The following is a 16,557-nucleotide window of genomic DNA, read 5'->3' as shown; positions in this document are numbered from 1 at the left end:
CGCAAAACAAACTTCTACAGCATCCGTCACGCGTCCCTCGGGGCGTGCGGCGGATGCTGTAGGCAAATCACGGCTTGTGCCGGACCAGTAGGGCGGACCTAGCCACACTACTTCTGCCATGGCAAGCAAGCGCCCCATCGCCTGAGGCTGGTTTGACCGTAAATTATGTCCGCTTCCGGGCAATATCCCGTGATACGGCATTCCCGGCACCCGCACCGATATAGCGCCGGAACGCTTCGGGACCAGCCCCGGCAAAGAAATCGTCCGCCGTGCCGCTGGCCGCGACAGTCCCATTGTCCAGAAACACCACATTACGGCCGATGCGGCGGGCGTCTTCCGGCTGGTGCGTGACGAACAGCACCGTCATGCCGCGTTCGGCATGAACAGCTGCGACCAGATCGAGCATATCGTCGCGCAAGGCCGGCCCGAGCGAAGCAAAGGGCTCGTCGAGCAGAAGCACCGGGCGATCGCGCACCAGCACGCGCGCCAGGGCAACGCGCTGGCGCTCGCCGCCGGAGAGTTCGCGCGGCAAGCGCTTTTCCTTGCCGGCAAGGCCCGTGCGGGCAAGCGCTCCGGCGATATCAGCGCGGTCGGCTTCGGTCAGCCGCAGCGATGGCGAGCGGCCGAGCCCGACATTCTGCTCGACGCAAAGATGGGCGAAAAGGTTGTTTTCCTGGAACACCATCGACACAGGCCGCGCAGCCGGCGGCGCGGCGCTCACATCCGCCCCACCGATCAACACATGGCCGGACCCTGGCGTCTCGAAGCCGGCCACCAGATTGAGCAGCGTCGACTTGCCCGAACCGCTCGGCCCCATGATGGCGGTGATTTCCGCTGCGGCGAATTGGACATCGAAGGCGAGTTGAACCTCGCCATAGCTGAACGAGACCTTGTCCAGCCGCACCGGAACGCCCCTCCTGCCCATCGCCCCGTCAGACATTGCGGGCCTTCTCCCTTCCCAGCCAGTCTGCGGCCAGCACCAATGCGAGGCAGACGAGGCCAAGCAACAGCGCCAGACCGGCAGCGTCCGCGGTGCGGTAGCTGCCCATGCGTGCCAGCAGAAGGTAGGGCAAGGTCTGCACGGAATCACTGCCGAACAGTGCGATGACGCCGAGATCGCCGAGCGACAACGCCATGGCGAAAGCGAAAGCGGTGGCGAGCGGACGGCGCAGGGAGGGCCAGTCGACCAGCCGCAGCCTGGCCCAGCCGGAAATGCCGAGCTGCGCGCAAAGCCGTTCGTGACGCTCGCTCGCTGCGTCATAGGCGGGACGGACGGCGCGCAGCGCGAACGGCATCGCCATGACGGCGTTGACGGTGACGACCATGACCGGGGCGATGGCAAAGACATCGCCGGCATGACGCAGCAGGAGGAACCAGCCGGCGCCGATGACGATGGGCGGCACGACCAGGACAAAGCCGGCGCCGGTATCGGTTGCATGTTCGAGCAGCGTCCTTGCGCCGGCACGGCGGCTCAGCGCCAGTGCCCGGCGCGCCATGGTCAGCGCCAGCGACAGCATCACCGAAAGCAACGCCGACAGGAAGGCGAGCACGGCACTCGTGAATGTCGCCTGGCGGACAGTGGCCTCGCCGGCAAGCCGGCCGAGATCGGCGCCCAGGCCGGCCGCCACGGTCGCGGCCATTGGCCCGACGACGAACAGCAGCGCCAGCACGATCAGCCCGGCGTTGAACACGGTTTCGGTACCGTTGACGGAGAGATAGCGGCGCGGTGCGACCGGCAGGTTGGTGTCGCCGACGACGTTGGCGCCGAGCCGCGTCAGCGCCAGCACCACGATGAAGGTCACGGCGATCTGCAGCATTGTCAGGGCGACCGCCCGCGCGGGATCGAAATCGAAGCGTAGCGCCTGGTAGATGCCGACCTCGAGCGTCGTCGCGGCCGGCCCGCCACCAAGCGTCAGCACGATGGTGAAGGAGGTGATGCAGAGCATGAAGACAAGCCCGGCGACGCCAGGCAGGGCGGCGCGCAGCGTCGGCCATTCGATCAACCGGAACGCCGGTGGCGCGGCCATGCCGAGCTGGCTTGCCAGCCGCCATTGGTCGGCGGGGATGGTCTGCAGCGCCTCGAGGAACAGCCTTGTTGCCAGCGGCAGGTTGAAGAAGACATGGGCCACGATAATGCCGGACAGGCCGTAAATGCCTGGCCAGCCCTGGCCGCCAATCGTGCTGAACAAGCCGGCGAAATAGCCTGCGCGGCCATAAAGCGCCAGGATGCCGAGAGCCGCGACGATCGCTGGCAGCGCCAGCGGCACGGCGAAGAGCCGCAGGATGGAGCCGCGGCCGAAGAAACGCGGATGCCGCGACAGGGCACGTGCGACGAAGAGTGCCGGGACGACCGAAAGCAGGGTCGACAGCGAGGCCTGCCAGAGCGTGAACCGGACGACTCGAAGGAGATAGGCATCGAAGGCCGCCCAGGCGCCCGAGAAGTCGTGGGCGCCCTCGACGAGCAGTCCGGCGAGCGCGCCGCCGATCAGCAATGTGATCGCGGCGAGCGCAATGACGCCGGCGGCGACGCGGGGATCGGTCGGACGCGCCGGCGCCATCGCTTCGTCTACTTGCTCATCACCGCCAGCCATTCATCCACCCAGGCCTTGCGGTTGGCCGCGACCTCCTCGGGGCTGAACACTAAGGTCTTGGTCGGCTTGACCAGTTTGTCGAAGGCCGGATTGAGAGGCTTGTCCGTCTTGCCGGCGGGGAACATCCAGTTGGTCTCCGGGATGGCATCCTGGAATTTCGGTCCGGTCATGAAGGCCATGAACTTTTCCGCCAGAGGATTCTTGGCTCCGGTAGTGGTGATGCCGGCGACCTCGATCTGCAGATACTCACCTTCTTCGAACGAAGCCGCCTGGTAACGCTCGGTATTCTCCGCGACCATATGGTAGGCCGGCGACGTCGTGTAGGACAGCACCATCGGCGCCTCGCCCTTGGTGAACAGGCCATAGGCCTCGCTCCAGCCCGGCGTCACGGTCAACACCTTGGATTTGAGCTTGGCCCAGGCTTCCGGTGCCTTGTCGCCATAGACCGACTTCACCCACAACAGCAGGCCGAGGCCCGGCGTCGAGGTGCGCGGATCCTGGATGACGATCTTGTCGTCGGCAGTGCCTTCGACCAGTTCCTTCAGGCTTTTCGGTGGGGTCTTCAGCTTCTGCGTGTCGTAGACAACCGCGAAATAGCCATAGTCGAAGGGAACAAAGACGTCGTCGGTCCAGCCGCCCGGCACGCTGACATCGCTCACCGCGCCATGCGGGGCGAACAACCCGCTAGCCTTGGCATCGGCGGTAAGATTGGTGTCGAGGCCGAGCACGATATCGGCCTTGGTCGACGCGCCTTCGAGCTTGACGCGGTTGAGCAGGGCGACACCATCGGCGACCGAGACGAACTCGACGTCGCAGCCGCATTCGGCCTCGAATTCCTTCTTCACCACGGGACCTGGACCCCAGTCGGCTGTGAAACTCTCATAGGTGTAGACGGTGAGCTTGTCCTTGGCCAAGGCCGGCCCGGACAGCGCCATGATCATGGCGGAAACAAGAGAGTATAAAAGCGTGCGCATCGGCGCCTCCTTCGTTCGAATTGAAAGGAATTGAGGCGTCGGACTGTCCGAAACGTCTAATCCCTCCGCCGGTACAAACCGGATCAGGTTCAGCGGGTTGGCGAGATTGCCTCTCAGCCGGTCCGCGAAGATTGCGTCCGGCACCCCGTTAGAGCGTTTCGACACATAGGCCGGGTCGGCGAACCACGCAAGTGGCAGTTTGCCGGCCTTCCGTTTCCGCGGCCGGGCTGGTACAGGCCACCGGATATGAGCACATTCACGATCCTGCTTGGCGGCGATCTCATCCGCACGCCCCGGCTCGACCGCCAGGTCGAAGGCTCGCGCGTCATCGCCGCGGACGCCGGCATCGGCCATGCCCGGCTGCTCGGCCTTGTGCCTGAACTGTGGGTGGGCGATTTCGATTCGGTCCCGGCCGATCTGCCCGCCGACCTCGCTTCGGTGCCTCGCCAGACCTTCCCGGCGGAGAAGGACAAGACCGACGGCGAACTGGCGATCGCCGCCGCGCTGGAGCGCGGCGCGACCCGCCTTGTGCTGGCCGGCGCGTTCGGCGGCAAGCGCGCCGACCACGCTTTCCTGCATCTGGCGCTCGCCCTGCGCCTGGCCGAGGCCGGAACGGAGGTGCTGCTGACCAGCGGTGCCCAGGAAGGTGTCCCCTTGCTGTTGGGAAAGGCCGGCTTCGATTATGCCGACGGCACGCTGTTTTCGATCCTCGGCTTTTCCGAACTTGCCGGCCTGACCGTCACCGGCGCCAAATGGCCGCTCAACCAGGTCGAGGTCGCCTTCGGCTCGTCGCTGACCATTTCCAACGAGGTCAAGTTCGACAAGACCGGCCGCCGACTCGAAATCGCGCTCGGCCACGGCCGCGCGCTGCTGCTCGCCCATCCCCATCCCTTGCCCGAAAGCTGACATGGCCCCGCCCCTCCTCAATCTCGACGGGATAAGACTGACGTTCGGCGGCACGCCGCTGCTCGATGGCGCCGCCTTGACCGCTTCGACCGGCGACAAGATCGCCCTGGTGGGCCGCAACGGTTCGGGCAAGTCGACGCTGCTCAAGATCGCCGCCGGCCTGATCGAGCCGCAGGATGGCGAGGTCTTCCGCCAGCCCTCGGCGACCGTCCGCTATCTGCCGCAAATGCCAGACATGGAAGGATTCGCCACGGTGCGTGCCTATGTCGAGGCCGGGCTTGGCCCCGCCGACGACCCCTACCGCGCCAGCTATCTGATGGAGCATCTCGGCCTGACGGGTGACGAGCGGCCGGGCGACCTGTCCGGCGGTGAGGCAAGGCGCGCCGCCCTTGCCCGCGTCATGGCGCCCGAGCCCGACATTCTGCTTCTTGATGAGCCGACCAATCATCTCGATCTTTCGGTTATCGAATGGCTGGAAGAGGAGCTTGTCCGCACCTCCTCGGCGCTGATCGTGATTTCGCACGACCGCCGTTTTCTCGAACGCGTGTCGCGGGCCACCGTCTGGCTCGATCGCGGCCAGACCCGCAGGCTGGACAAGGGTTTTGGTCATTTCGAGGAATGGCGCGACCTGGTGCTGGAAGAAGAAGAGCGCGAGCAGCACAAGCTCGGCCGCCAGATCGTGCGCGAAGAGCACTGGCTGCGCTATGGCGTGACGGCGCGGCGCAAGCGCAACATGCGCCGGTTGGGCGAATTGCAGACCATGCGCCAGCGTTTTCGCGGCCACCGCGGCGCCGAAGGCACCGCGACCATGGTGGCGAGCGACGCCGCCGAATCCGGCAAGCTGGTGATCGAGGCGAAGAACATCGAGAAGAGCTTTGGCGATCTCACCGTGGTCAAGGGCTTCTCAACCCGCATCCAGCGCGGCGACCGCGTCGGCCTCGTCGGGCCGAACGGCGCCGGCAAGACGACGCTTTTGAAGATGCTGATCGGCGAACTGGCGCCAGATGCCGGCTCGGTTCGGCTCGGCACCAATCTGGAGATCGCCACGCTCGATCAGAAGCGCGAGGCCGTCGACCCGCAGGAGACCCTGGCGCAGTATCTGACCGACGGGCGCGGCGAGAACCTCGTCATCAATGGCGAGCAGCGCCATGTCGTCTCCTACATGAAGGATTTCCTGTTCAAGCCGGAGCAGGCGCGCACGCCGGTGCGCGAGCTTTCCGGTGGCGAGCGGGCACGGCTGATCCTGGCGCGCGTGCTGGCCCGGCCGGCGAACCTGCTGGTGCTCGATGAGCCGACCAACGATCTCGACATGGAGACGCTGGAGCTTCTGCAGGAGCTGGTCGCCGGTTTTGCCGGCACCGTCATCCTGGTCAGCCACGACCGCGATTTTCTCGACCGCACGGTCACAAGCATCATCGCGCCGGACGGCGGCGGTCGCTGGGTCGAATATGCCGGTGGCTATTCCGATATGCTGGCGCAGCGCGGTGGCACCAGGCTCGACGACCGCAAGGCACGCGCCAGGGCCGAGGCCAGCGATGCGCCGGCGGCGGGCAAGAGTGAACCGGCAGCGGCGAAGGGGCCCGCGAAAAAACTGTCGTTCAAGCAGAAATTCGCCCTGGAATCCTTGCCGAAGAAGATCGAGGCGGTGACCGCGTCGATCTCCCGGCTGGAGAACAACATCGCCGACCCGGCCTATTACGAGCGCGATCCGGCCTCGTTCCAGAAGACCATCGCCGCCCTCGACAAGGAGCGCGCGACGCTGGCCGCGCTCGAGGAAGAGTGGCTGGAACTGGAGATGCTGCGTGAGGAAATGGAAGGGTAAGAAGTCTAGGCCGTAGGCCGATCAATCGACAAAGATTTGTCGATTGAAGCGACGACCGGTGAAAGCCCGGAGGGCTGGAAGCCACGACGGAGGGCTATCAGCCCCACTTGATTGTTGCCTCGATCCCGGACTGCGCATACATTATGCGCATGTTGCGGAGGCTAACATGCGAAAGATTGCCTTGAATGCGATCCGTCAGCCAGCAAATCTGTCGATCGACTCGAACCTTATGAGGGAAGCCAAGGGCCTTGACGTCAACGTCTCGCGCGCGGCGGAAGCGGGTATCGCGGAGGCGGTGGCTGCAGAAAAAACACGGCTGTGGAAGCTTGAGAACCGCGCCACGATGGATGCGTGGAACGCCTATGTCGAGAAAAACGGCATTCCGCTGGACGAGTACCGGCAGTTCTGATGCCTCGTTATGATGTCTTCGCCAGCAGCATTGAAGGCAACTACCTGCTCGACGTTCAATCCGACCTGCTCGACAGTTTCAACACACGGGTAGTCGTCCCGCTCTTGCCAGTCGCAGCAGTGCCGCCACCAATGCGAAAACTTCACCCTATTTTCGAGATCAACGGCCGGAAGTTGATCATGGCGACGCACCTGATTGCCGCCGTTCCAGCGAGCGAATTGGGTGAAACTCGGCTGAACCTGACGAAGCATCACGACGACATCGTCGCCGCGCTCGACATGCTATTCCAGGGCTTCTGAGCGAAGGGCAGCTTCCACGGCGTGCCCTCTCAGCCCGCAGTCTTGGCCTGCCAGGCCTTGATCGCCTCGTCGAACACCTTCTCGCCGGGAATGCCCTTTTCCATGGTCAGCAGCGCCCGCCGACCGGTCTTGTAGACGACCGGCACGTCGATCCAGTCCTGGCCGCGCAGCAAGGTCATGTTGGCGTCCTCGTCGGCCTTGGTATCGTTGAGCGCGACGAGGAAGAAGCCGTCGGCGATCTTGGCCGGGATACCGATCAGCGGGCTGCCGGCGTCCTGTTCCGAACTCTTCATAGCGACGCGCAGTATGTTGTCGACACCGCCGCCTTCAAAACCTTCAGGCGTCAGAAAGATCATCTCTATGATGTGGCTGGCCGGCAGCGTCTGGTCGGTGTTGCGGCGTATGGTCATGCGCAACTGGATGTCCTTGCCGGGGATGGTCGCCTCGGCGCGGATCGCCGGTTCCGGCGGCAGGTCGCCACCGGGCGATTCCTGGACCAGTGACCAGACGATGCTGCCGGGCTCGGCCGAACCCTGCGCGGTGCTGGTGCGCTCCTCATAGAAGATCGCCTTCTGGCCGACTGGCACCGAGGCCTGCGTCGCCGGAGCAGCCGCCGGTGCCGCGGGCAGCGTGGCGGCTGCTGGAGCCGCCGGGGTCGCCGCCGCATCGGCCGGTGGCACAGGTGCGGTTCCGTTGGCAGGTGGCGTTGCGGCGGGTGCGGTGGCTGCCGCGGGCGCGGTGGCTGCCGCGGGCGCGGTGCCTGCCGCGGGTGCGGTTGCGGCAGGTGTGGCCGCAGCCGGCGCATTGGCAGCCGGTGCGGGTACTGCCGGGGCTGAAGTGGCCGGCGCATTCGTCGCCGATGGCGGCGTCGTCAGCGCGGCGACGGATTCACCCTCGCCTATGCCGGTCTGTCCGCCGGCCGGGCCGGGATCGGTCTCACCGCCTTCCGGCGTCAGCCGCTGCGTGAATTTCGTTCCTTCAGCACCGGCCGCGGGTGCCGGCGCCGCAGGCTCTGTCGCCGGCTTGGCCGGCGCCGGCTTCACCGGCTCGGTCTTGGCGACAACCTTGTTGCCGCCGCCGAGACCCAGCATCTTGCCGAAGGCGTCCTTGTTCAGCCAGATGCCGTAACCGCCGCCCGCAACGACCAGCAAGGCAACGACGGCAGCGATCAGCCCGCCATAGCCGCGCTTGCGCTCGGCCGGACGCAGGCGCTGGAAAGTGTCGTCGGCCACAGGCGCTTCATCATTGGCGAAGACGTCGTCCTGATCGTCGTCCCGGACCATGTCCATTCCTGGCAGGGTCTTCTCCGAGAAGTCCGGGGCGGGTTGCGCCGGCGCGGGCTTTTGCCAACTCGGCTCCGTCTTCGCGGCAGGGGCAGGTGCCGCCCGATAAGGTTCGGGGCTAGCCGCGGGCGGCGGCGCCTTATACGGCTCAGGCCTGTATGGTTCTGGCTTGGCAGCGGCGGGCGCCGGCTGATACGGAGGCGAAACGGGGAGAGAATCGGGCTTGGCTGGCTGCTTGGTGTGGCTTGGCTGGTTCTTGTTGCGGTCGATCGAGGAAAAGATGTGTTCCAGCTCGGCGAGCGGATCCGTTTCCGGCACGCTCTTGGCATAGTCGCGCTCGACGCTGGCAATCGCATCTTCCAGACCACGCTTCTGCCTGGCGGCATCCGACGGTGACAGCGGCGGATCGCGCTGGGCAATCTTCGCTGCAATCGTCGAGCGGGCCTTGTCATAGACTCTCGTCCGCATCTCCGGCGACTGATCGCTGAGATTGTCTATCGTTTTTTTCAGAACAACAACGAAATCTGCCATGCTTCAGTCGACCTGTAGTTTGCTTCCGCGCCGGCCCCCGCAAATCAGCCGCGATGCCCGGAAAGGCTTCAGAAACTAGTCTTGAAACGGATCGGTCACAAGTATCGTGTCGTCCCGTTCCGGGCTGGTGGAAAGGAGCGCGACCGGTGCGCCGATCAGCTCCTCGATGTAACGGACATACTTGACGGCCTGGGCCGGCAGGTCGTTCCAGCTGCGCGCGCCGGCGGTGGTGCCTTTCCAGCCCTCCAGCGTCTCGTAGACCGGTTCGACGCGCGCCTGCGCGCCCTGGCTCGCCGGCAGATAGTCGATCATCTCGCCGTCGAGGCGGTAGCCGGTGCAGACCTTGATCTCGTCCAGCCCGTCGAGCACGTCGAGCTTGGTCAGCGCGATGCCCTTGATGCCGTTGACGGCGACGGCCTGGCGCACCAGCACCGCGTCGAACCAGCCGCAGCGGCGCTTACGCCCGGTGACGACGCCGAATTCATGGCCGCGCGTGCCGAGGAATTCGCCGATCTCGTTCTTCTGTTCGGTCGGGAACGGACCTTCGCCGACGCGCGTCGTGTAGGCCTTGGTAATACCGAGCACATAGCCGATGGCGCCCGGACCGACGCCGGACCCGGCCGCCGCTTGTCCGGCAACCGTGTTGGACGAGGTGACGAACGGATAGGTGCCGTGGTCGATGTCGAGCAGCGTGCCTTGCGCGCCTTCGAACAGGATGCGCTCGCCGGCGCGGCGCTTGTCGTCGAGGATTTTCCAGACCCGGTCCATATAGGGCAGGATCTGGTCCGCGACCGAGGTCAATTCGGTCATGATCGCATCATGCGTGACTTCGCCATGGCCAAGCCCGCGGCGCAGCGCATTGTGGTGCGTCAGCAACCTGTCGACCTTCAGGGGCAGCGTTTCCAAATCCGCCAGATCCATCACCCGCACCGCGCGCCGACCCACCTTGTCCTCATAGGCCGGACCAATGCCCCGGCGGGTCGTGCCAATCTTCGTTCCGGAATTTGAGGCGGCGTCCTCGCGGAATCCGTCCAGCTCCCGGTGCAGTGACAGGATAAGCGCCGTGTTTTCGGCTATTTTCAGGCGATCCGGCGTTACTTCGATGCCCTGCGCCTTGAGCTTCGCCGCTTCCGCCACGAAAGCATGCGGGTCGAAGACCACGCCGTTGCCGATGATGGACAGCTTGCCTTGCCGCACGACGCCGGACGGCAACAGCGACAGCTTGTAGACCTTGCCGTCGACGACCAGCGTGTGGCCGGCATTGTGGCCGCCCTGGAAACGCACCACGACATCGGCGCGCTCCGACAGCCAGTCGACGATCTTGCCCTTGCCTTCGTCGCCCCACTGCGAGCCGACGACCACCACATTGGCCATGTTTCTTTTCCCTTGAGACGCCGCCGAGCGGCTTGGATATGGTTCGAAACGACAGGCCTCTATAGCGTCAAGACCTCGCGAGTGCGACCTTTCTTTGCCGCCGAAAATGCGCTGAGGCACAACAATTTTCGGCTTTGACATCATTTACTTGGGCTGACGGCGGCAATAGGCCGGCAAACACCGCAGCGTATCCACCGCGGCCGGAACCAGCGATGCATCGAAACGCCTACATATTGCTGCTGCTCACCACCTTGCTGTGGGGCGGCAACTCGGTGGCCGGCAAGCTTGCGGTCGATCACGTCTCGCCGATGACGCTGGTCTTCCTACGCTGGGCGCTGGCGGTGGCGATCCTGCTGCCGATCGGCTGGCGCACGATCCAGGAGGACTGGCCTGTGGTACGCAGGCATTGGTTCGTCCTGGCGGCACTCGGCGCCAGCGGCTTTACGCTGTTCAACGTGATCTTTTACTCGGCACTCAACTACACGACCGCCATCAACGTCTCGATCGAACAGGCGGCGATACCTATCCTGATCATCGTCGCCAACTTCATCTTCTTCCGCCTGCGCGTGAACTGGGCGCAGATTGCAGGCGTCGTGCTGACCATTGCCGGCGTCGTCCTGACCGCTTGCCACGGCGACCCGCGCCGGCTGCTGACGCTGGAGCTCAATTTCGGCGACGCCATCATGCTCATCGCCGTGCTTCTCTACAGCCTGTATTCGGTTGGGCTGCGGCTGAAGCCGGTGATGCGCTGGCAGAGCCTGATGCTGGCGATGTCTATCGCCGCGCTCATCACCTCGTTGCCCTTCTTGCTGTGGGAGGTCGCTGCGGGCAAGGTCATCGTGCCCGACGCACGCGGCTGGGCGGTCATCGTTTACACCGCCATTGGCGCCTCGGTTGTCTCGCAGATAACATACATCAGAGGCAACGAGCTGATCGGCGCCAACCGTGCCGGCCTGTTCATCAATCTGGTACCGATCTTCGGCACGCTGCTGTCGGTGCTGATCGTCGGCGAGACGTTTCAGCTCTATCAGGCGCTGGCGCTGGTCCTCGTGCTGGGCGGCATCACGCTTGCCGAATACAGTGGGCGCAAGATGGCGATGCGATCACCAACCCGGACACGCTGAGCAGCAAAAAGGCGCGACCAGGGCCGCGCCTTTGGATCTTCACGAAGGGCGTGAATCACACCGCGCCGACATCGAACTGCAGCCGCTTGGCCGAGTCGATCGACTTGTGCGCCCGCACCTGCTCCAGCACCTTTTCCGGGAACGGCGCATCGAGATAGAGCAGCGCGATGGCGTCACCGCCCGGCCGGTTGCGGCCAAGCTGGAAGTTGGCGATGTTGACGCCGTTCTCGCCGCACACCGTGCCGAGCAGGCCGATGATGCCCGGCGCGTCGGCATTGGTGGTGTAGAGCATGTGCTGGCCGACCTCGGCGTCGAGATTGATGCCCTTTATCTGGATGAAGCGCGGCTTGCCGTCGGAGAAGCAGGTGCCGGCGATTGAGCGCGTCCTGTGCTCGGTCTTGACGGTCAGCTTTATGTAGCCGTCGAACACGCCCGACTTGTCGCGCTTGACCTCGGCGACGATGATGCCGCGCTCCTTCACCATGATCGGCGCCGACACCATGTTGACGTCGGCGACCTGCGGCCGGATCAGCCCGGCCAACGCCGCACTGATCAGCGCGCGCGTGTTCATCGTCGCGGTCGAGCCGTCGAACAGGATCTCGACCTCGCTGATCGGATCCTCGGTGACCTGGCCGACAAAGGCGCCGAGCACTTCGGCCAGCTTGACGAAGGGTTTCAGCCGCGGCGCTTCTTCCGCCGTGATCGAGGGCATGTTGATGGCGTTGGAGACCGCACCCTTGATCAGATAGTCCGACATCTGCTCGGCGACCTGCAAAGCGACATTCTCCTGCGCCTCCGCCGTCGAGGCGCCGAGATGCGGTGTCGCCACCACATTTTCCATGCCGAACAGCTCGTTTTGTTCGGCCGGCTCGACCTCGAACACGTCAATGCCGGCGCCAGCAACCTTGCCGCTCTTCAGCGCCGCGATCAGATCGGCCTCGACGATCAACCCGCCGCGAGCGCAATTGATGATGCGCACACCCTTCTTCATCTTGGCGATCGCCGCGGCATCGATGATGTTGCGCGTCTTGTCGGTCAGCGGCGTGTGCAGCGTGATGAAGTCCGCGCGGGCGAACAGCTCGTCGAGTTCCACCTTGTCGACGCCGAGCTCCTCGGCACGCTTGTCCGACAGGAACGGGTCGAAGGCGATGACATGCATCTTCAGGCCGACGCCGCGCGTGGCGACGATCGAACCGATATTGCCGCAGCCGATGACGCCCAGCGTCTTGCCGGTGATCTCGACGCCCATGAAGCGGTTCTTCTCCCACTTGCCGGCATGGGTCGAGGCGTTGGCTTCCGGGATCTGGCGGGCGAGCGCGAAGATCATCGCCACGGCATGTTCGGCCGTCGTGATCGAATTGCCGAAAGGCGTGTTCATCACGATGATACCCTTGCGGCTCGCCGCCGGGATATCGACATTGTCGACGCCGATGCCGGCGCGGCCAATGACCTTGAGATTCGTGGCGGCGTTGATCAGCTTCTCGGTGACCTTGGTCGCCGAGCGGATGGCGAGGCCGTCATACTGGCCGATCACTTCGAGCAGCTTTTCCTTGTCCTTGCCGAGGTCGGGCAGATAGTCGACCTCGACGCCGCGGTCCTTGAAGATCTGCACGGCGGTGGGAGAGAGTTTGTCAGAGACGAGAACGCGGGGCGCCATGGCGACCTCCTTCAAATTGGATTGATCCAGGGAATGGGCGGCCTGAGGGCCGCCACAGAAATCTCAGGCCGCAGCCTTGAGCGACGCCTTTTGGGCCGCAAAAGCCCAGTCGAGCCAGGGCAGCAACGCTTCGAGATCGGAGGTCTCGACCGTCGCACCACACCAGATCCGCAGGCCGGGAGGCGCGTCGCGGTAGGAGCCGATGTCGTAGGCGACACCTTCCTTGTCGAGCGCCGAGACCAGTGCCTTGGCGAAAGCCGCCTGTCCGTCGGCGTCGAGCGCCGCCACGTCAGCATCGGTGAAAGACAGGCAGACAGAGGTGTTTGACCGCGTCGCCGGCTGCACGGCGAGATGGCCGAGCCACGAGGACTTGTCGACAAAGCCATCGAGGACAGCCGCATTGGCGTCCGCCCTGGCGACCAGCGCATCAAGGCCGCCGATCGACTTCGCCCAATGCAGCGCGTCGAGATAATCCTCGACGCACAGCATCGACGGCGTGTTGATGGTCTCGCCCTTGAAGATGCCCTCGATCAGCTTGCCGCCCGAAGTCAGGCGGAAGATTTTCGGCAGCGGCCATGACGGCTTGTAGCTCTCCAGCCGTGCAACAGCGCGGGGCGACAGGATCAGCATGCCATGCGCGCCCTCGCCGCCCAGCACTTTCTGCCAGGAGAAGGTGACGACATCGAGCTTTTCGAAATCGAGCTTTTGCGCGAAGGCGGCGGAAGTGGCGTCGCAGATGGTCAGTCCCTTGCGATCCGCCGGGATGAAATCACCGTTCGGTACGCGCACGCCCGACGTCGTGCCGTTCCAGGTGAAGACCACGTCGCGGTCGAAATCGATCTTGGCCAGATCCGGCAACGCGCCGTAGCCGGCCTCGATCTTTCTGATATCGGCGAGCTTCAGCTGCTTGACCACATCGGTGACCCAGCCGGAGCCGAAGCTTTCCCAGGCGACCATGTCGACGCCGCGTTCGCCGAGCAGCGACCATAGCGCCATCTCGACAGCGCCAGTGTCCGACGCCGGCACGATGCCGATGCGGTAGTCGGCCGGAACCTGGAGGATTTCGCGCGTCAGCTCGATCGCCTGTTCGAGCTTGGTCTTGCCGATCTTGGCGCGATGGGAACGGCCGAGCGCAGCGTTTTTGAGCGCCTCGACCGACCAGCCGGGGCGTTTCGCGCAGGGACCTGAGGAGAAATTGGGGTTTGCCGGACGGAGTCCGGGCTTCGTATGCGTCGTCATCGTGGTCTATCCTTCCAGATAGTGGCCCCTCGTTGGGGAGGGGTGGCCCACGGACGGCGATATGCGTTCAGGCCTCGGGCGTCAAGAGGAAAGTTTTTGTCGCAGCCGGAATACGGGATGCATGCTGCCGAAAAAATTCGCGACGGTTGGGGACGACGACATGCATCGAACAGAGAAGGCGCCGCGGTAAGGATCGCCTGACTTCAAACGCAAACGGCGGACCGCCGGGGTCCGCCGCCAAGAGCTGGCGTGTCCCTGGCCTACCAGAGATCGTAGCGCAGCCCGAGCTTGACCTGATGATTGCTGATCCCCTTCTTGACCGGGAATGAGGTCAGGCTTTCAGCCGTCACATATTCGGCATTCGGGGCGGAGAAATACTGATAGCCCAGATCGACGGAGACGTTCTTCGTCACCTGGTAGGCAAGGCCCGCATTCAACGTATAGGCGAGGGAGTATTGTGTCGCATTGTCCTGCAGGCTGAAACTGTTGGCGGGGTTATTGTTGTCCGTGTAAGTCGCCGACAGCTTCCGCGAACTGCGGACAAAGCCGACGCCGGCGCCAACATAAGGCGTGATTCCGACATATGTGCCGAGATCGACATAGCCGTTGAGTATCCCGGAGAAGGCGTAGTTCTTCAGCGATCCCGATCCCTGGGTCGGCAATGTCGGCAGTACGACGACCGCTGAATCGTCATAGCTGAAGCTGGCATTGTTGCCCGGCAGATAGCCGAAGTTGAGATCGGCGCGGAGGTAATCGTTGAAATGATATCCGAAGCCGACGCTCGCGAAAACTGCGTCTTCGCTCTCGTTAAAGTTTTCGTTGTTGATCACCGACGGGAAGGTGAAATCCCCATTCTTGAAGCTCTTCTGCACCAGATAGGAGACGTCGCCGCGCAGATACCAGCCCGAACCGACCTCGACCGGTACATAGTCAGGTGCCTGGTCGGCATAGATCGGAGGATCGTAGTCGGCGGCGAGTGCGGATGTCAGCGGCAGAAGCCCGAATCCGGCAAGCGCCAGCACAATACGCGATGTGAGTGTCATGATCCCCGACTCCCGGATTTGGCGACATCTGCAATCAACAATCAACGCAGCAGCCGTCGTTTCAGGAAGCATTGTTAACCATAGTGGTTAAGTCGCGGTTAAGGCTAACAGAGCGTTAGCGAATTCATTTCGGCTAATGCACGGCGCCCGAAATGACCTTGGCCCCCAGGCGTTTGATTTGGCGCCGGCTCAAACGAAAACCGCCCGGCTGAGCCGGGCGGTTCGCGACCACTCGATGGAGAGTCTTACTTGGTGTAGATCGGCTCGGGTTCGGGCTGGTAGGCCACGACCGGTGCCGCGCATCCATTGTTGCCGCCGAACTGATAGCGCAGGCCACCGCGTACTTCGTGGGTGTTGATGCCACGGTCGAAGCCAGGACCGGCGCTGCTGACATCCCATTCGAACATGCGACCGCCCTGGATATGGGAGAAGCGATAGCCGGCATCCAGGATGACCTTGTCGGTCAAGCAGTAGGAGGCACCGGCCATCAGAGCATAAGCAAACCGCCAGTTGGATGCACCGGGATTGGTCTCGGTGGTGTTCGGATCGTAGACGGTATCCCACTTGACGCGCGCGCCGCCGATACCGGCGCCGACATAGGGCGTGATGCCGTGCCAGGTGCCGATATCGACATAGGCATTGGCGAGCAGCAGCAGGGCGCTCATCTTCGACACTTCGGTCGAGGTCGTGACGAGATCCGAGGTGCCGCCGTTGAAATTCGACTTGAACCAGTAGTCGGCGGTCACGTCCGCACGCAGATGATCGCTGATCTTGTAGCCGACGCCGGCGCCGAGCGAGAAGCCGCCCTTGAGCTTGGCGTAGTCGAAGCTCTTGCCGCCAACCAGGATGTTACCGCAGTTGCAAGGATCGAGAGAATAGGTCGAGTAGTCGATGCCGCTCACATCTGACTTGTGATAGTCGATGTCGCCACGGATATACCAACCGCCGACATCGACCGGCTGCTCATAGACCGGCGGCGGTGCTTCTTCGACCTGCGGCTCGGGCAGGTCGGCTGCGAAGACTGGCCAGGCCATGCCCGCGAACAGCAACGCGAACAGGGCCTTTCTTGCTGTATTGAACATGCTTGTCACCCCTAGGAACCCTCGAAACGCGATCGCGTCCGAATGAGACTGGCTTTCAGGCGTGGATAATGAATTGCAAAAGTTAAAAGGCGTTTAACCCTGTCGATTAACCACGAATCTCTAGATTTCGAGAGATCCGCGAATGATTTCGACAGCCCTGCATTGGTTTTCGGGCCAACGAAAAAGCCCGCCGGAAGGGCGGGCTTGAGTGCAACCAGACGGT

General features: G+C 63.8%; 14 protein-coding genes and 1 riboswitch. Of the genes, 5 read left to right on the top strand and 9 right to left on the bottom strand.

Features of this window, described 5'->3' with window-relative positions; all coding sequences use genetic code 11:
- Positions 1-163 precede the first annotated feature (163 nt).
- Genes thiQ through thiB form a run of 3 tightly spaced genes read right to left on the bottom strand, consistent with a single transcriptional unit; the run spans position 164 to position 3,565 of the window.
- Positions 164-940: a thiamine ABC transporter ATP-binding protein gene (thiQ, locus tag EB233_RS06560; RefSeq protein ID WP_064989866.1), complete on the bottom strand. Its 777-nt coding sequence runs from the start codon at positions 938-940 to the stop codon at positions 164-166.
- Positions 933-2,558 (bottom strand): thiamine/thiamine pyrophosphate ABC transporter permease, encoded by a 1,626-nt coding sequence (gene thiP, locus EB233_RS06555; protein ID WP_064989865.1) that lies wholly within the window; start codon positions 2,556-2,558, stop codon positions 933-935. The genes thiQ and thiP overlap by 8 nt, the downstream gene beginning before the upstream one ends.
- Positions 2,559-2,566: 8 nt before the next feature.
- Positions 2,567-3,565 (bottom strand): thiamine ABC transporter substrate binding subunit, encoded by a 999-nt coding sequence (gene thiB, locus EB233_RS06550; protein WP_064989864.1) that lies wholly within the window; start codon positions 3,563-3,565, stop codon positions 2,567-2,569.
- Positions 3,566-3,608: 43 nt separating this feature from the next.
- Positions 3,609-3,723, bottom strand: a riboswitch (TPP riboswitch).
- 88 nt (positions 3,724-3,811) lie between these two features.
- Between thiB and EB233_RS06545 the strand changes: the two genes are divergently transcribed.
- The 4 genes from EB233_RS06545 to EB233_RS06530 all read left to right on the top strand — a co-directional run bounded on the left by EB233_RS06545 (position 3,812) and on the right by EB233_RS06530 (position 7,001).
- Entirely contained in the window at positions 3,812-4,471 is a 660-nt protein-coding gene (locus EB233_RS06545) for a thiamine diphosphokinase (protein WP_064989863.1), read from the top strand.
- 1 nt (position 4,472) lies between these two features.
- Complete coding sequence (locus EB233_RS06540) at positions 4,473-6,293, top strand: ABC-F family ATP-binding cassette domain-containing protein (protein WP_064989862.1); 1,821 nt, start codon at positions 4,473-4,475, stop codon at positions 6,291-6,293.
- 166 nt (positions 6,294-6,459) lie between these two features.
- Positions 6,460-6,702: a type II toxin-antitoxin system CcdA family antitoxin gene (locus tag EB233_RS06535; RefSeq protein ID WP_064989861.1), complete on the top strand. Its 243-nt coding sequence runs from the start codon at positions 6,460-6,462 to the stop codon at positions 6,700-6,702.
- The gene (locus EB233_RS06530; RefSeq protein WP_064989860.1) at positions 6,702-7,001 is read left to right on the top strand and encodes a CcdB family protein; all 300 of its coding nucleotides are present in this window, start codon (positions 6,702-6,704) and stop codon (positions 6,999-7,001) included. Before EB233_RS06535 ends, EB233_RS06530 begins: the two co-directional genes overlap by 1 nt.
- 29 nt (positions 7,002-7,030) lie before the next feature.
- On the opposite strand, the gene EB233_RS06525 is transcribed toward EB233_RS06530, so the two are convergent.
- Complete coding sequence (locus tag EB233_RS06525) at positions 7,031-8,815, bottom strand: hypothetical protein (protein ID WP_064989859.1); 1,785 nt, start codon at positions 8,813-8,815, stop codon at positions 7,031-7,033.
- A 75-nt stretch (positions 8,816-8,890) separates the two neighbouring features.
- Positions 8,891-10,189, bottom strand: coding sequence for an adenylosuccinate synthase (locus EB233_RS06520; RefSeq protein WP_064989858.1), 1,299 nt, complete (start codon positions 10,187-10,189; stop codon positions 8,891-8,893).
- Between the two features lie 212 nt (positions 10,190-10,401).
- Here EB233_RS06520 and EB233_RS06515 point away from each other — a divergent pair, with 212 nt between their 5' ends.
- Positions 10,402-11,313: a DMT family transporter gene (locus tag EB233_RS06515; protein WP_064989857.1), complete on the top strand. Its 912-nt coding sequence runs from the start codon at positions 10,402-10,404 to the stop codon at positions 11,311-11,313.
- A 55-nt stretch (positions 11,314-11,368) separates the two neighbouring features.
- On the opposite strand, the gene serA is transcribed toward EB233_RS06515, so the two are convergent.
- The 4 genes from serA to EB233_RS06495 all read right to left on the bottom strand — a co-directional run bounded on the left by serA (position 11,369) and on the right by EB233_RS06495 (position 16,334).
- A complete protein-coding gene (gene serA, locus EB233_RS06510; RefSeq protein ID WP_064989923.1) occupies positions 11,369-12,970 on the bottom strand; it encodes a phosphoglycerate dehydrogenase in 1,602 nt (533 codons plus the stop codon).
- Positions 12,971-13,033: 63 nt separating this feature from the next.
- A complete protein-coding gene (locus tag EB233_RS06505; RefSeq protein ID WP_064989856.1) occupies positions 13,034-14,209 on the bottom strand; it encodes a phosphoserine transaminase in 1,176 nt (391 codons plus the stop codon).
- Between the two features lie 260 nt (positions 14,210-14,469).
- Positions 14,470-15,252 carry an outer membrane protein gene (locus EB233_RS06500; protein ID WP_027053869.1) on the bottom strand — a complete coding sequence of 261 codons (783 nt, stop codon included), beginning with the start codon at positions 15,250-15,252 and terminating at the stop codon, positions 14,470-14,472.
- Positions 15,253-15,497: 245 nt separating this feature from the next.
- Positions 15,498-16,334, bottom strand: coding sequence for an outer membrane protein (locus tag EB233_RS06495; RefSeq protein ID WP_027053868.1), 837 nt, complete (start codon positions 16,332-16,334; stop codon positions 15,498-15,500).
- Between the last annotated feature and the right edge of the window lie 223 nt (positions 16,335-16,557).

It is taken from the genome of Mesorhizobium erdmanii, assembly GCF_013170725.1.
Classification (GTDB): domain Bacteria; phylum Pseudomonadota; class Alphaproteobacteria; order Rhizobiales; family Rhizobiaceae; genus Mesorhizobium; species Mesorhizobium erdmanii.
Note: the sequence above shows the minus strand (reverse complement) of the source record. Positions and strands in the feature narration are given on the sequence as shown.

Coding starts and splice junctions, on each gene's coding strand:
- thiP (WP_064989865.1), bottom strand. CDS start 2,558: ATGGCGCCGGCGCGTCCGACCGATCCCCGCGTCGCCGCCGGCGTCATT.
- EB233_RS06520 (WP_064989858.1), bottom strand. CDS start 10,189: ATGGCCAATGTGGTGGTCGTCGGCTCGCAGTGGGGCGACGAAGGCAAG.
- EB233_RS06525 (WP_064989859.1), bottom strand. CDS start 8,815: ATGGCAGATTTCGTTGTTGTTCTGAAAAAAACGATAGACAATCTCAGC.
- EB233_RS06495 (WP_027053868.1), bottom strand. CDS start 16,334: ATGTTCAATACAGCAAGAAAGGCCCTGTTCGCGTTGCTGTTCGCGGGC.
- EB233_RS06540 (WP_064989862.1), top strand. CDS start 4,473: ATGGCCCCGCCCCTCCTCAATCTCGACGGGATAAGACTGACGTTCGGC.
- EB233_RS06500 (WP_027053869.1), bottom strand. CDS start 15,252: ATGACACTCACATCGCGTATTGTGCTGGCGCTTGCCGGATTCGGGCTT.
- thiB (WP_064989864.1), bottom strand. CDS start 3,565: ATGCGCACGCTTTTATACTCTCTTGTTTCCGCCATGATCATGGCGCTG.
- EB233_RS06530 (WP_064989860.1), top strand. CDS start 6,702: ATGCCTCGTTATGATGTCTTCGCCAGCAGCATTGAAGGCAACTACCTG.
- EB233_RS06535 (WP_064989861.1), top strand. CDS start 6,460: ATGCGAAAGATTGCCTTGAATGCGATCCGTCAGCCAGCAAATCTGTCG.
- EB233_RS06545 (WP_064989863.1), top strand. CDS start 3,812: ATGAGCACATTCACGATCCTGCTTGGCGGCGATCTCATCCGCACGCCC.
- EB233_RS06515 (WP_064989857.1), top strand. CDS start 10,402: ATGCATCGAAACGCCTACATATTGCTGCTGCTCACCACCTTGCTGTGG.
- EB233_RS06505 (WP_064989856.1), bottom strand. CDS start 14,209: ATGACGACGCATACGAAGCCCGGACTCCGTCCGGCAAACCCCAATTTC.
- serA (WP_064989923.1), bottom strand. CDS start 12,970: ATGGCGCCCCGCGTTCTCGTCTCTGACAAACTCTCTCCCACCGCCGTG.
- thiQ (WP_064989866.1), bottom strand. CDS start 940: ATGTCTGACGGGGCGATGGGCAGGAGGGGCGTTCCGGTGCGGCTGGAC.